Below are 13,597 nucleotides of genomic sequence, written 5' to 3' on the forward strand. Positions count from 1 at the left end.
GGAGTCCCTGCGGACCCCGGAGCGTTCGCGGACCCTGGAGACTTCGCGGACCCCGGGGATGCTCGGCGATCGCGGGATCGGCTGTGCGGTCCGGCGGACCTCCCCCGGCGGGAACCGGTGCCCCGGTGACGTGAGCTTGGCAGAGGTGCGGGTGCTGCGGCGATGATGGGCGGAGGCGGGTTTGCGCCGTGGCCGGTTTCCGCCACGGTCCGGCCGGAACGGAACACTGGGGAGGGCATCGCCGCATGCTGGGAGCGATAGGTCTGGACGAGGCGCACGAGTCGGCGTACCGGGCGCTGGTGTCCGTGGGCGCCGCGGACGTGACCGATCTCGCGCGCCGGCTCACGCTCGGCGAGTACGACACCGAACGCGCCCTGCGCCGCCTCGAACAGCACGGGCTCGCGGCCCAGTCGTCGGCTCGTCCGGGACGCTGGGTCGCGGCGCCTCCGGGGGTCGCCCTCGGCGCGCTGCTCACCCAGCAGCGGCACGAGCTGGACAAGGCGGAACTGGCGGCCGCGCTGCTCGCCGAGGAGTACCGCGCGCAGGCCACCGAACCCGCCGTGCACGACCTCGTCGAGGTGGTGATCGGCGCGGCGGCGGTCAGCCAGCGGTTCCTGCAGCTCCAGCTCGGCGCGAGCGAGGAGGTGTGCGCGCTGGTCACGGGCACCCCGGTCGCGGTCTCCGGGACGGACAACGACGCGGAGGAGCAGGCGGCCGGACGCGGTGTCCGCTACCGCGTGGTCCTCGAACGCGCCGTCCTCGACGAGCCCACCGGTGTCACCGAGCTGTCCGCCGCGCTCGGGCGCGAGGAGCAGGTGCGGGTGGTCGACAGGGTGCCGACCAAGCTGGTGATCGCCGACCGGACGCTCGCGATGGTGCCGCTCACGGCCCCCGCCTCGCAGCCCGCCGCACTGGTCGTGCACGCCAGCGGGCTGCTGGAACTGCTGTCGGGACTGTTCGAGTCGGTGTGGCGGGAGGCGCTGCCGCTGCGGCTGGGCAGCCGTGGCTTCGTGGAGCAGGGTCCGGACGGACCGGACGGCACCGATCTGGAGATCCTCTCGCTGCTGCTGGCCGGGCTCACCGACGCGAGCGTGGCCAAGCAGCTCGACCTGGGGCTGCGGACCGTGCAGCGCAGGGTGAAGCGGCTGATGGAGCTGACGGCCGTGACGACCCGGCTGCAGCTGGGCTGGCACGCCTACGAGAAGGGCTGGGTGGCCCGGCACTGACCTGCGCCCTCCGGCCCGCTCCGGCACGCTTGTCAGATGGGAGCGTGGGAACTCCTGCTGGTCGGCGTGGTGATCGCGCTCGGCGTCTGCGGAGTGCTGGTGCCCGGTGTGCCGGGGTCGTGGCTCGTCTGGGCCGCGGTCCTGTGGTGGGCGCTCAGCGACCCGCAGCCCCTGGCGTGGGGTGTGCTCGTGGGCGCGACGCTGGTCCTGCTGGTGGCCCAGGCGATCCGCTGGGCGCTGCCGCCCCGGCGGCTCCGCGAGGGCGGTGCCACCCCGCGTACCGGGCTGTACGCGGGCACCGGCGCGCTGCTCGGCTTCGTCCTGTTGCCGGTGGTCGGCGCGCTGCCGGGATTCCTCGGCGGGATCTATCTCCACGAGCGGCTGGGCGTGGGAGGTCATGAGCGGGCGTGGTCGGCGACCCGGACGCTGATGCGGTCCGGCGGCTGGAGCGTGCTGACGGAGCTGTTCGCCTGTCTGCTGATCGCGGGCGTGTGGCTGGGCGCGGTGGTCCGGGGCTGACCCCGTCCGGGCCCGAGGGTCCTCCCGGAGCCGCCAGGGCCTCCAGGGGTTTCCAGAGGCCGCCAACCCCCAGGACTCCCTCACGGCCTCCCAGCTGCCTTCCCGTGCCCCCCGGGCGCCTTCCCCGTGCCCCCGGCCCCTCCCGTGCCCCCCGGGGCCCTCCTAGGGAACGAGGGTGCCCAGATCCACCGTGTCGGCCATCGCGCGCATGCCCGCGTCGTCGAAGTGGAGGTGGTCGCCGGGATCGTAGGCGGGGCGGATGCGGTACGGGTCCGCCGGGTCGCGGACGGCGGCGTCGAAGTCCGCCACCGCGTCGAAGAGGCCGCCCTCGCGGACGAACGCGTTGACCTCCTGCCGGACGGCCTCGCGCGCCGCCGTCCACGCCGGATGGCCGCCGTACGGCGTCATCGTGGCGCCGACGACCCGGATGCCGAGGGCGTGGGCGCGCGTCACGATCCGGCGGTAGGCGTCCTCCAGCGCCCGGGGGTCCCGCTCCTCCGGTGTGCCCTTGATGTCGTTGATCCCCTCCATCACGATCACCGTCCGCACTCCGGCGCGGGAGAACACGTCGGCGTCGAGCCGGTCCAGGGCGCTGGGACCGCTGCCCGCGCGCAGCAGCCGGTTGCCGGAGATCCCCGCGTTGAGGACACCGAGGCGCTGCCGCGGCGGGAGGCCGCTGAGCCGGTCGGCGAGCCGGTCGGGCCAGCGGCGGTTGGTGCCGGGGGTCGAACCGGTCCCGTCGGTGATGGAGTCCCCGAGCGTGACGACGCTGCCCGCGGCGGGGGCGCCCAGGACGTCGACACCGGTCACGTAGTACCAGCTGTGGAGGTCGGTCGTGTACCGGGTGCCGCGCTCGTCGGCGGTCCGATCACCGTCGAGGGCGAGAAAGTTGGTCTGGTGGGCCGAACGGTGGTACGTCGCCGGGCCCGGATCGCCCGGGGTGTGGACGGAGATCAGGAGATCGGCGCCGGCCGGGATCCGCAGGCGGACGGGGTCGCCGACCAGGTCCGTGCCCGGTGGGACGACCGCCGAACCGGCGCCGGCGAAGGTCACCGTGCGCATCGACCCCGGGAAGGCGTCCGGGGGGCCCGCGGGCTCGCCCGGCTCCCGCAAGGCGACGGTGACGGCACCGAGTCGCAGGGGTTCGGTGCCCAGCCGGTTGGAGATCCGGACCCGGACCGCCGTGCCGCCGACGCTCGTGTGCACGACGTTGCGGAACGAGGCGCCGGGCCGGGCGGGGGCGGTGCCGGACGGGGCGGCCTCCCAGGTGCCGGTCCAGTCCAGGCCCCTGGCGGGGGCGCCCGCCGGGGCCGGGCCGATCCCCTCGTCGGCTCTCGCGCACGGTGTGGCGAGGGACAGGACGGTCGCCAGTGCGGCGACAAGATGCCGGGCCATGATCACGCGGGTCATGCGGCATGGCTTCCCCGGCCACCGGCGCCCCCAACGGTATGTCACACCGTCAGCCGCACCCGGAATCAAGGGCATTGGCCCGCGGCACCCGTCCGCCCGCGTTCCCGGGCCCTGGTCCCTCGGTCGGGGCGTGGCGTGCGCCGACGTGCTCGGTCGCCGCCCCGGCCCGGTGCGGCGGGGCCGGACGCGCGGTGCCGACACCCCCGGTGAGATCGAACTCCCCGCCGTCCCCCACGACTTGACCCCTACGGCCCCTACGACCCCTCGGCCCCCGGCTCCGGCTCAGCGAGGAGCCGATCCGTGTCCACCCGTGGCGGATCCGCGGCCGGGGCCCGGACGGCCGCCGTCCCGGCGCTTCTCTCCCCGTGCCGCCGTCTCCCGCTCCATCGCCCTGAGGTGACGCACCGCGTACGAACGCCACGGGCGCCACGCCTCCGGGACCGTCTCGCCGGGCGGCGCCACGTCGGGGTCGCCGAGGGCTCGTGTCCGGATGACGGCGACGGTGTGCGCGTCCAGACCCGGCAGCGCGCGCAGGGTGGCCTCGGCCGCGTCGCGGTCGGCTCCCGCGTCGAGCCGCAGCGTGCCGTCGGCGAGCGCGGCGGTGAGCGTGCCGAGAGGCCCGTCCGGCTCGGCCTCCGCGAGGACGGCCGGCTCGGGGAACAGATGGGTGAGCGTCCCGTGCGGGGCGTCCAGTGCCTTCCCGTAGCGGCGCACCAGCCGCTCCGCCGCCGCCCGCCCCACCAGCGCGCGCACGGCCAGTTCGTCGGGGTCCGCCGCGCCGGGCGAGCGCAGGCCGGGGCGGGCGGCGACGGACGGCGCCAGTCGCGGATCGGCCGCCAGCCGCTCGTCCACCGCGTACGGGTCGGCGTCGAGATCGAACAGCCGCCGCACCCGCTGCACGGCGGTGGTCAGGTCGCGCAGGTCGGTGAGGTGCAGCCGGGTGTCGAGCCAGCCGCCCGGCCGGGACGCCGGGCTGTCCGGGGACTCGTCCACCGCGACCACCCCGGTGCCGTACGGAAGGCGGAGGGTGCGCCGGTAGGTCCGGCGGCCGCGGGTGCCGGTCAGATCCTCCACGCCCTCGACCGTCTCGCGGGCGAGGAGGTCGAAGACGGCCGTCGACCGGTACGGCCCCCGGTGGGCGAGGCGCAGCGGGACCCCGGCGGCCGGGACGTCCTCGCGCGGCGTGCGGGACCCCGCGCGCGAGGCCGTGGCGCGCAGGGCGCTGGGGGTGGAGGCGTACACCGCGCGGACGGTGTCGTTGAACTGCCGGACGCTGGCGAACCCGGCCGCGAACGCGATCTCCGTGACCGGCAGTCCGGTGGTCTGCAGCAGGACCCGGGCGGTGTGGGCCCGCTGGGCGCGGGCCAGCGCGACGGGGCCCGCGCCGACCTCGGCGGTGAGCTGCCGCTGTACCTGCCGGGTGCTGTACCCCAGCCGTGCGGCGAGGCCGCCGACACCCTCGCGGTCCACCACCCCGTCACCGATCAGCCGCATGGCGCGCGCCACGACGTCGGCGCGCACGTTCCACTCCGCGGAGCCCGGCACCGCGTCCGGGCGGCATCGGCGGCAGGCCCGGAACCCTGAGCGCTGGGCGGCCGCGGCGGTCGTGTAGTACCGCACGTTCCGCCGCTTCGGTGTCACCGCCGGACAGCTCGGCCGGCAGTAGATCCCGGTCGTCTCCACGGCGAAGAAGAACTCCCCGTCGAACCGGGCGTCCCTGCTCCGCACGGCCTCGTACCTGGTCTCTTCGTCGATCACGCGTTCCAGTGTGCGGGGTGGCTGCCGCCCGGGCCGGCGGAAATCGGACGTGACGTCCGTCGCCGCACCGGAGGCCGCCGCCCCCGGACCCCGGCGTCGGCCTGAACGGCTTCGTCCTCAAACGCCGGACGGGCTGAAACACCCGACCGGGCCGTCCCCCTCTGAGTGCGGGCCCGCACACCACCACCCGTCCGGCCCGTGAGTCCGAGCACGGGCGCACACCACCAGCCCGTGGGGCGCGTGAGGACGAGCACGCACGCACACCACCAGCCCGTCCGGCCGGTGGGTCTGAGCACCGGCGCGCACCATCAGCCCGTCCGGCGTTTGAGGACGAGCCCTTCGGGCGAAGGCGGGGGTCCAGGGGGCGCAGCGCCCCTGGCGGGGGGTCCGGGGGGCGGAGCCCCCAGGGGAGGCGGGACACAACCCACCTCCCCCTGGTCAGACCCAGTGTCAACGACCCCGTTTGGCCTCCATCGCCGCCTTCCCCTCCGCCCCCCGCCGCTTCCAGTCCCGGCGGATCTCCGCCCGCAGCCGGGCGTCGGTCTTCGCGACGATGCGCTGGTTCTCGCGGAGGAGCTTGCGGTAGCTGTCGAGGCGTCGTTCGGGCAGGGCGCCGGAGTCGAGGGCGTCGAGGACGGCGCAGCCGGGCTCCGCGACATGCGCGCAGTCGTGGAAGCGGCAGTCCGCGGCGAGTTCCTCGATCTCCGCGAAGACCTGTCCGACGCCGGACTCGGCGTCCCACAGGCCGACGCCGCGCAGGCCGGGTGTGTCGATGAGGACTCCGCCGCCGGGGAGGGCGAGAAGGTTGCGGGTCGTCGTGGTGTGGCGGCCCTTGCCGTCGACATCGCGTGCGGCCTGCACATCCATCACGTCCTCGCCGATCAGGGCGTTGGCGAGGGTCGACTTGCCCGCGCCGGACTGTCCGAGGAGCACGGTGGTGCCGCCGGACAGGACGGCCGCCAGCACGTCGAGCCCGTCCCCGGTGGTGGCGCTCACCGGGATCACGGCGACCCCCGGCGCGGTGGTCTCCACGTCCTGGACGAGGTGACCGAGGGTCACGGGGTCGGGCACGAGGTCGGCCTTGGTGAGGACGACGACCGGTTGCGCGCCGGACTCCCAGGCGAGCGCGAGGAAGCGTTCGATGCGGCCGAGTTCGAGTTCCAGGGCGAGCGACACGGCGACGACGGCGTGGTCGACGTTGGCCGCGAGGATCTGTCCCTCGGAGCGCTTGGAGGAGGTGGAGCGCACGAAGGCGGTACGACGGGGCAGATATGTGCGTACGTAGCGCGGGTTGCCGCCGGGTTCGACGGCGACCCAGTCACCGGTGCACACGACCCGCATCGGATCGTGCGGGGTCACGAACGCGGTGTCCGCGCGCAGCACACCGTCGGCGGTGACCACGTCGCACTGCCCGCGGTCGACACGGACGACACGTCCGGCCAGCAGCCCTTCGGCCGCGTACGGGGCGAACTCGCCGGCCCAGGCGTCGTCCCAGCCATAGGGCTGGAGGGGGTGTACGGGGGGAAAAGCGGAGGAAGTCAAGGGAGACCCTTCACAAGGGCGGCCCCGGCGCGCGCACTCGGGCGCGAAGAAAGCGGAAGGTCAGCCGGCGGCCACGGAGGTGGACTTGATGAACTTCTGGATGCGGGCAGCGCCCATCTCAGTGACAGCCATCGGTCACACCTCCTTCATCGCTCAGGCCTGGGACGGCGGCCGACGGCCACCGCGTGAAGCGATCTTCACCTTACGAGAGAGCCGGTTCCCGGCGCCACCGGTTTTCCGCGCCCCCGCGCGGCACCGGTTCTCCCCTCCCCCGCGCGGCACCGGGCCGGCCCACGCGGCCACGGGCCGGACAGCCGGGAACGTGCCGCACCGGCGGCCTCTCGACGGACGCCCCCTCGCCGGGCCCCCGTCAGCCGACCGCTTGCATCCCCCGACGGCCCGCAGCCCGACCGTCCTCGCCCCGACCGCCCGCGCCCCCACCACCCGCGTCTCGGTCACCCGCGTCTCGGTCACCCGCGCCTCGGTCACCCGCGCTCAATTCCCGTCCGCGCACCTGCCGTTGTTCAGGGTGAAGTCGTGCGGCGCGGAGTTCTTGCCGGTCCAGGAGCCGAGGAAGCCGAAGGCGAAGGTGCCGTTCGCCGCGACGGACCTGTCGTAGTCGGCCGCGGTGGCGGTGACCCTGGCGCCGTCCTGGGCGGCGGTGGCGTCCCACATCTGGCCGACGCGCTGTCCGTCGTCGAAGCTCCAGCCGAGCCGCCAGCCGTCGAGGGCCTCGGCCGAGGTCACGGTGACGGTGGCCTGGAACCCGTCCGGCCACTCGTTGACGATCTCGTACTTCACCGCGCAGTCCGCCGACGCGCTCTTGGTGGCGTGCGCCGGGCGGTCCGACGTGTCCGCGGGCTCGGAGGACTCCCCCTGGGCCTCCGGGTCGGAGCCGGCCTCCGGCCGTGCCGTCGAGGCCGCGGTGGCCGTGGCGGTGGCGGGCGTGTCCGAGGTGGTCACCGGCGGGGAGGGCACCGGCTCCGCCACCGGCTGCCGTTCGCCCGGCACGCCGTTCGTCGGCGTGTCACCGTCGGGCGAACCGCCGAAGGGCATCAGGGAGACCGCCAGCGCCAGCGCCGACACGACGACGGCCGCCACCAGGATCCCGGTCCGGCCGATCCGGGGCCGGTCCGCCCCGCCCTCGGCCAGACCCGTGTCCACAGCCGCGTCGGTACGGCCGCCGGTCAGGCCCGCCTCCGCGGCCCGGCGCCGCCGTTCGAGGTAGGCGAGGCCGCCCCAGCCGATCACCCCGCCCGAGATCGCCGCGGGCAGCCCGCCGCCGTGCGGCCGCAGGCAGGCCGCGGCCTCCGCGCACCCCACGCAGCGCGCGAGGTGCCGCGAGAGGTCCTCGGGCGTCTCGGCGCCGGGCGAGCGGGTCACGGCGTCCAGGAGCCGCGCGTAGCTGCGGCAGTCGGCGTCCATCGGGGTGTCGAGGTGGTTGCGATGGCAACGGTCCCGGAACAGCGCCCGCACCTGGGCGAGTTCGGTGGTCACGGTCCCGGGGTCCAGGCCGAGCCGCCGGGCCACGGCGGGCAGCGGCAGCGACTCGACCTCGGCCAGCCACAGCAGGGCGGCGTCCGGCTCCTGCATGTCCTGCAGGCCCCGCAGCGCGACGGGGCGGTGCAGCGGCGGCCCGGTGTAGCGCGCCGCCTTCTCGGAGTTGAGCCACAGCCGCAGGTCGGGGTCGAGCCGGTGGCCCAGTCCGCCCGCCTCCCAGGCGGCGGCAGCGGCGCGGACCGAGGTGAGCAGCAGCGGGATGCGGGGCAGCCTGAGCGCTCTGCGCCCGGTGCCGGTGCTCTTCGACGCCGCGGTGGCGGCGCGCAGTTCGGTGATGCCGTGGGTGAAGGCCTCGGTCGCCAGTTGCGTGGCCGAGGCCGAGCCGGACGTGCACAGATCGGCGTACGACAGGACCGCGTCCCAGCACTCCGAGAGCAGCGCGGCCTCGGCGGCGTCCTGGGGGGTCGGCAGGTCAGGCATGGGGGGCTCCTGCATCAACTGCTTCCATGTGCTACGTCAAAGAACGCGAACGCCAACTCATCTTCACTGCGCGAGAGTTGGCGTCCATCTCAACGACGGAGGCCCGAGCCTTTCACGGGTTCCACACAACTGACAAGCGAGGCATTCGATTCGCGCGGCAAGCGGTTGCGGCGCCGTCGGTGACAGCCCTCGGGCCGTGTGCGGTGGCACCCTCCGGGTACGCCGGAAGGCCTCCCTCCCGTAGAAACGGGAGGGAGGCCCGGACGTCTCGGCGCCGGCCGGTCCTCAGGAAGCCGCGGGGCCGCTCGCGTCCGTCGCGGCGGGTTCCGGCGCGGGTTCCACCGCGGGAAGGCTGTCCATGAAGGAGCTGACCGAGAAGACCGCGTTGCCGGGGCCGGGCGGGCCGTATCCGGGCGGGGAGGCCAGTCCGAAGTCGTCCATCGTGGCGCGGTAGGCCTCCAGCAGCCGGATGTGGTACTCCAGCGGCGCGCCCTGCGGGTTGGCCTTGCCGAGCGGGGTCGTGGGCTCCGGGCACCAGGTGGTGAACCGCGGGGTGATCCCCTGCGACATGAAGAAGCGCAGCCCCTCGGTGGTGGACGCGATCGCCTCGTCGACGGTCTTGAAGCCGAACGGCTCCGCCATCTCCACGCCCGCGACGAAGTTGGGGATCACGTTGCGCGCGCCGAAGATCTCGGCCGAGTCCAGGATCCGCCTGTGCCACTCGTCACGGCCGACGTAGCGCTCCTTGCCGGGGCAGTGCAGCTTGAACAGGTACTCGTCCCACACCTCGTAGTTGGGGTGGTAGATCTGCACGCCGTAGTCCTTGAAGCGCTGCACGTCGCCCTTCGGCAGCGCCTGGGCCACGACCTTGCCGATCCAGCGGCCCGGGAAGCGCTCCTCGATGGCCTTGGCGTAGTGGCCGTAGAAGTCGGCCTCGTCCCGGCCGGCGACGGTCTTGGTGATCGCGCCGCCGGTGAGGGTGTAGGCGGTGGAGGTCTTCGCGGTGTCGTACCGGTCGATGATCTCCAGCGCCTCCAGGACCTCCTCCACGTCCTTGACGCCGGTGTAGGGCCGGCCGGCGGCCTTGTGCTGGCGCCAGTTGTGGTTGATGTCGCAGTACTGGCACTCCTCCTTGGCGCCGAAGTACTGGCAGACACGGAAGACGGTGAGGTAGATCAGGTAGCCCCACTGGATGGTGGGGGCCACCTCCATCACGGACTTCCCGTTGGAGAGGGTGTGCCGGTAGTACTCGGGCATCGGCGGCACCCCGACGTCGGCGATCCGGCCGCCGTCCAGATAGAGCCCGAGCAGTCCCGCCTCGTCGGCGGCCACCCGGTAGGGCGAGGCAGGGTTCACGCGGACGGAGACGACGGTCCTGCGCAGGTCGTACGGGCCGCCCGTGAGGATGATCTCCTCGGGCGGCCGGCGCAGCGCGGCCTCGCCCAGCTCGGGCAGGGTGCCGTGGTCGAAGGAGAAGATGAAGTACGACTTCGGCTTGACGTCACCGCTCTCGTTGTCGCTCAGCGCGGAGGGATCGAAGGCGACTCCGCCCCGGAGCAGGTCCTCCTTGAAGACGGCTTCCCTCGGTACGTGCGGGAACCGCTCCATCAGATCCTCGACCAGCGCGGTGCGGCTGCCGCCCATCCCGTTCTCCTCGCTCCCGGCTCGCTCCGAGCCCCGTGGCTCGACTCCTCACGGTATGCCCCCGCTCGTGCGTCAGCCGTGCCGGGTCCCCTCACGGCGCGCGATGTGCGCGGGCGGCCGCAGTCCGGGCGGCAGCAGTGGGTCGGGGTCGGGCGCGCCCCAGACCGTCGTGAGCGGCAGCGTCCCGGCCCAGAGTCCGAGCTCCGCGTCCGGGCCGTCGCCGTCGCCCGGCGCGCCCGTACGGATCTTCACGGAGGCCTCCTCCAGGGAGAGGGCGAGGAGGGTGGTCGCGGCCAGTTCCCTGCGGCTGGGGCGGCGGGCGTAGTCCCACTGGCCCGGAGCCGAGTGCTCGCTGAGCAGGCGCAGCCCCTCCGTCTTCTCGGCCGGGTCGGTGACCTTGCGCGGTACGCCGTGGATCATGGCGCTCCGGTAGTTCACCCCGTGCTCGAACACCGACCGCGCCAGGACGACCCCGTCGACGTGGGTGACGGTCACGCAGACCGGAGTCCCCGCCGCCAGGCTCCGGCTGGCGACCGAGCCGTGCACGTACAGCGACTCCGCGTCCCGCCCGTAGACCGTCGGCACCACCACCGGCCGGCCCTCGACGACCACGCCCAGGTGGCAGACGAACCCCGCGTCCAGGATCGCGTCGAGTTCGCCCCTGTCCAGGGAGCCCTGCTCGCGCAGCCGACGGTGGCGGGTGAGGTCGGTCTCGGGCAGCGCATGGTGGACCATGTGTCGCATGCTACCGATAGCGTCGAGACCGGACCAGGATTCGACGGAATCGGTACCCGCACAAGCCTCGGGCGACTAGATCGGTCGTCACCGGTCCTGGCGCGTCCGTCCCTCCCGTCGGCCCCGTCGATCCCTTCGGCCCCGTCGCCTGTCGCCCCTGTCGGCCTTGCCGATTCCGGTGACGCCGCCGTCGTCGCCGTCGTGCGCCCTCACGCCATCCGGCCGAGCTCCCGCGCGTCCACGCGGAACTCCGGTTCCCGGCCGGAGACCAGCAGCTCCGCCTCGTCGGCGACCACCAGGCCGAGCCGGGCCAGCTCGTTGCCCTGGGAGCCCGCGAGGTGCGGGGTGACGAAGGCGTTCGGAAGGTCGTAGAGCGGGGAGTCCGGCGGGAGCGGCTCCGGATCGGTCACGTCGAGGACCGCCGCGAGCCGGCCGTTCCGCAGCTCCTCGATCAGCGCGTCGTGGTCGACGAGCGAGCCGCGCGCGGTGTTGACGAGCACCGATCCGTCGGGCATGAGGGCGAGTTCGCGGCGTCCGATCAGATGCCGCGTCTCGGCGGTCTGCGGTGCGTGGACACTGACGACGTCGCTGCCTCCGAGCAGGGCGTCGAGCGGCAGCAGCGGGACCCCGAGGGCGGCGGCCCCGGCCTCGTCGACGTACGGGTCGGCCAGGCTCACCCGCAGATCGAGGGGCCGCAGCAGTTCGATGAGGCGGCGCCCGGTGCGCGAGGCCCCGATGACGCCGACGCGGCGGCCGAAGTTGCCGATGCCGGGGACGACCCCCTGGTGCGGGAAGACCCGCTCGGTGCGCAGGCGGTCCCGATGGGTGAGGACGTCCTTGCCCGCGAGCAGGATCATGGCGAGCGTGTACTCGGCGACGGGCAGCGCGTTGGCCCCGGCCGCCGACGACACGACGAGCCCCCGCTCCCAGACGGCGGGCGTGACGAAACCCTTCACCGAGCCCGCGGCGTGCAGCACCGCGCGCAGCTTCGGCGCCGCGTCCAGCGCGGCCGCGTCCAGCGGCGGGCACCCCCAGCCGCTGATCAGGATCTCGGTCGCGGCCAGCGCCTCGCGGACGGCGGGCCGGGTGAAGTCCTCGGCGACCAGCGCCGGATCGATGTCGACGAGGTCCCGCAGCCGGGCCAGTACGTGCGGCGGGAAGATCCGCGGCACGTTCTCCGCTGTCATGGCGAACATCGCGACGGGACGCTCGGACGGGGCGGGGGGTTCGGACGGGGCGGGGCGCTCGGACAAGGAGTCGGCCTTCCGGCTCGGCAGCCTCGGGGGAAAGCGTTCTCCACGTTAGGCGGCGCCGCGTGAGAGGGTCAATGGACGGGCCGCCGGGACGCCCGGGGCGACCAGGTAGTTTCCAGCAGTGGCCACCGCGCACCGCACGGCCACGGACCACGATCTCCCGGGGAGGGACGACAGGGATGACCAAGCCCCTGACCAACTGGGCCGGCAACATCACGTACACCGCCGAGGAACTGCACCGGCCGCAGTCGCCCGACGCGCTAGCGGCCCTGGTCGCGAAGAGCGCCCGGGTACGGGTCCTGGGCAGCGGACACTCCTTCAACGAGATCGCCGACCCGGGCCCGGACGGCGTCCTGCTCTCGCTGGCCGCGCTGCCCCCGGTCGTCGACGTCGACACGGCGGCCCGTACGGTCCGGGTCGCCGGCGGCGTCCGGTACGCCGAGCTGGCGCGCCGGGTCCACGAGCACGGGCTCGCCCTGCACAACATGGCCTCGCTGCCGCACATCTCGGTGGCGGGATCCGTGGCGACCGGCACGCACGGCTCCGGCATCGGCAACGGCTCGCTCGCCTCGGCGGTCCGCGAGGTGGAACTGGTCACGGCCGACGGCTCGGTCCTGGCCATCGGCCGCGGGGACGCGGGCTTCGACGGGGCGGTGACCTCCCTCGGCGCGCTCGGCGTCGTCACCGCGCTCACCCTCGACCTGGAACCGGACTTCGGGGTGAGCCAGCACGTGTTCACCGAACTCCCCGAGGACGGGCTGGACTTCGAGGCGGTGGCGGCGGCCGCGTACAGCGTGAGCCTGTTCACCGACTGGAGGCGGCCGGGCTTCCGGCAGGCGTGGCTGAAGCGGCGCACCGACCAGCCGGCGGCGGACTTCCCGTGGGGGACGCCCGCCACCGAGGCCGTGCACCCGGTCCCGGGCATGCCCGCCGGGAACTGCACCCGGCAGTTCGGCGTCCCGGGCCCCTGGCACGAGCGACTGCCGCACTTCCGGGCGGAGTTCACCCCCAGCAGCGGGTCCGAGCTGCAGTCGGAGTACCTGCTGCCGCGCGCCGACGCGGCCGAGGCGCTGCGCGCGCTCGACGGCGTGCGCGGTGCCGTCGCCCCGCTGCTGCAGATCTGCGAGGTGCGGACGGTGGCCGCGGACCGGCAGTGGCTGAGCCCCGCCTACGGACGGGACACCGTGGCCCTGCACTTCACCTGGGTCGACGACACGGCGGCCGTGCTGCCGGTGGTCCGCGAGGTCGAGGCGGCGCTGGAGCCGTTCGCTCCGCGGCCGCACTGGGGCAAGGTGTTCACCGTGCCGTCGGACGTGCTGCGCGGGCGCTATCCGCGGCTGGACGACTTCCGGGCGCTGGTCCGCGCGACGGACCCGGCGGGCAAGTTCGCCAACGCCTTCGTGTCGGACTTCCTCCACCCCGTTTCCTGACCCCTTGCCGAACGTCCTTCCCCGGCCGTAGCGTTGCGCCGCCGTCCGGGGCCCCCGCGCACCGTCCCGGACCCGTTCCGGGCGACCCGGTCTGGCTGGG

10 protein-coding genes are annotated in these 13,597 nt (G+C 74.2%); 3 read left to right on the forward strand and 7 right to left on the reverse strand.

The features are described 5' to 3' along the window. The first annotated feature begins 245 nt into the window (after nucleotides 1-245). Both OG776_RS12330 and OG776_RS12335 read left to right on the forward strand, forming a co-directional pair. Complete coding sequence (locus OG776_RS12330; protein WP_148012620.1) at nucleotides 246-1,226, forward strand: helix-turn-helix transcriptional regulator; 981 nt, start codon at nucleotides 246-248, stop codon at nucleotides 1,224-1,226. A gap of 36 nt (nucleotides 1,227-1,262) precedes the next feature. Further along, nucleotides 1,263-1,745 carry a DUF456 domain-containing protein gene (locus OG776_RS12335; RefSeq protein ID WP_148012621.1) on the forward strand — a complete coding sequence of 161 codons (483 nt, stop codon included), beginning with the start codon at nucleotides 1,263-1,265 and terminating at the stop codon, nucleotides 1,743-1,745. Between the two features lie 162 nt (nucleotides 1,746-1,907). Here the strand turns inward: OG776_RS12335 and OG776_RS12340 are convergent, their stop codons facing one another. The 7 genes from OG776_RS12340 to OG776_RS12370 all read right to left on the reverse strand — a co-directional run bounded on the left by OG776_RS12340 (nucleotide 1,908) and on the right by OG776_RS12370 (nucleotide 12,001). Then, nucleotides 1,908-3,155, reverse strand: coding sequence for an SGNH/GDSL hydrolase family protein (locus OG776_RS12340; protein WP_261994877.1), 1,248 nt, complete (start codon nucleotides 3,153-3,155; stop codon nucleotides 1,908-1,910). Nucleotides 3,156-3,437: 282 nt separating this feature from the next. Beyond that, complete coding sequence (locus OG776_RS12345) at nucleotides 3,438-4,910, reverse strand: DNA-3-methyladenine glycosylase 2 family protein (RefSeq protein ID WP_329323700.1); 1,473 nt, start codon at nucleotides 4,908-4,910, stop codon at nucleotides 3,438-3,440. 453 nt (nucleotides 4,911-5,363) lie between these two features. Continuing rightward, nucleotides 5,364-6,455: a ribosome small subunit-dependent GTPase A gene (gene rsgA / locus OG776_RS12350; protein WP_329320613.1), complete on the reverse strand. Its 1,092-nt coding sequence runs from the start codon at nucleotides 6,453-6,455 to the stop codon at nucleotides 5,364-5,366. Nucleotides 6,456-6,950: 495 nt separating this feature from the next. Then, on the reverse strand, nucleotides 6,951-8,435 hold the full coding sequence (locus OG776_RS12355) for a cellulose-binding domain-containing protein (protein ID WP_148012622.1): 1,485 nt from the start codon (nucleotides 8,433-8,435) through the stop codon (nucleotides 6,951-6,953). 285 nt (nucleotides 8,436-8,720) lie between these two features. Then, nucleotides 8,721-10,079, reverse strand: coding sequence for a radical SAM protein (locus tag OG776_RS12360; RefSeq protein ID WP_148012623.1), 1,359 nt, complete (start codon nucleotides 10,077-10,079; stop codon nucleotides 8,721-8,723). A 72-nt stretch (nucleotides 10,080-10,151) separates the two neighbouring features. Then, nucleotides 10,152-10,814, reverse strand: coding sequence for a pyridoxamine 5'-phosphate oxidase family protein (locus OG776_RS12365; protein ID WP_148012624.1), 663 nt, complete (start codon nucleotides 10,812-10,814; stop codon nucleotides 10,152-10,154). 209 nt (nucleotides 10,815-11,023) lie between these two features. Continuing rightward, on the reverse strand, nucleotides 11,024-12,001 hold the full coding sequence (locus OG776_RS12370; RefSeq protein ID WP_329320617.1) for a hydroxyacid dehydrogenase: 978 nt from the start codon (nucleotides 11,999-12,001) through the stop codon (nucleotides 11,024-11,026). Nucleotides 12,002-12,246: 245 nt separating this feature from the next. On the opposite strand from OG776_RS12370, the gene OG776_RS12375 reads away from it, so the two are divergent. Continuing rightward, the gene (locus OG776_RS12375) at nucleotides 12,247-13,497 is read left to right on the forward strand and encodes an FAD-binding protein (RefSeq protein WP_329320619.1); all 1,251 of its coding nucleotides are present in this window, start codon (nucleotides 12,247-12,249) and stop codon (nucleotides 13,495-13,497) included. Nucleotides 13,498-13,597: the final 100 nt, after the last annotated feature.

Origin of the sequence: Streptomyces sp. NBC_01689, assembly GCF_036250675.1 — a bacterium.
GTDB lineage: Bacteria > Actinomycetota > Actinomycetes > Streptomycetales > Streptomycetaceae > Streptomyces.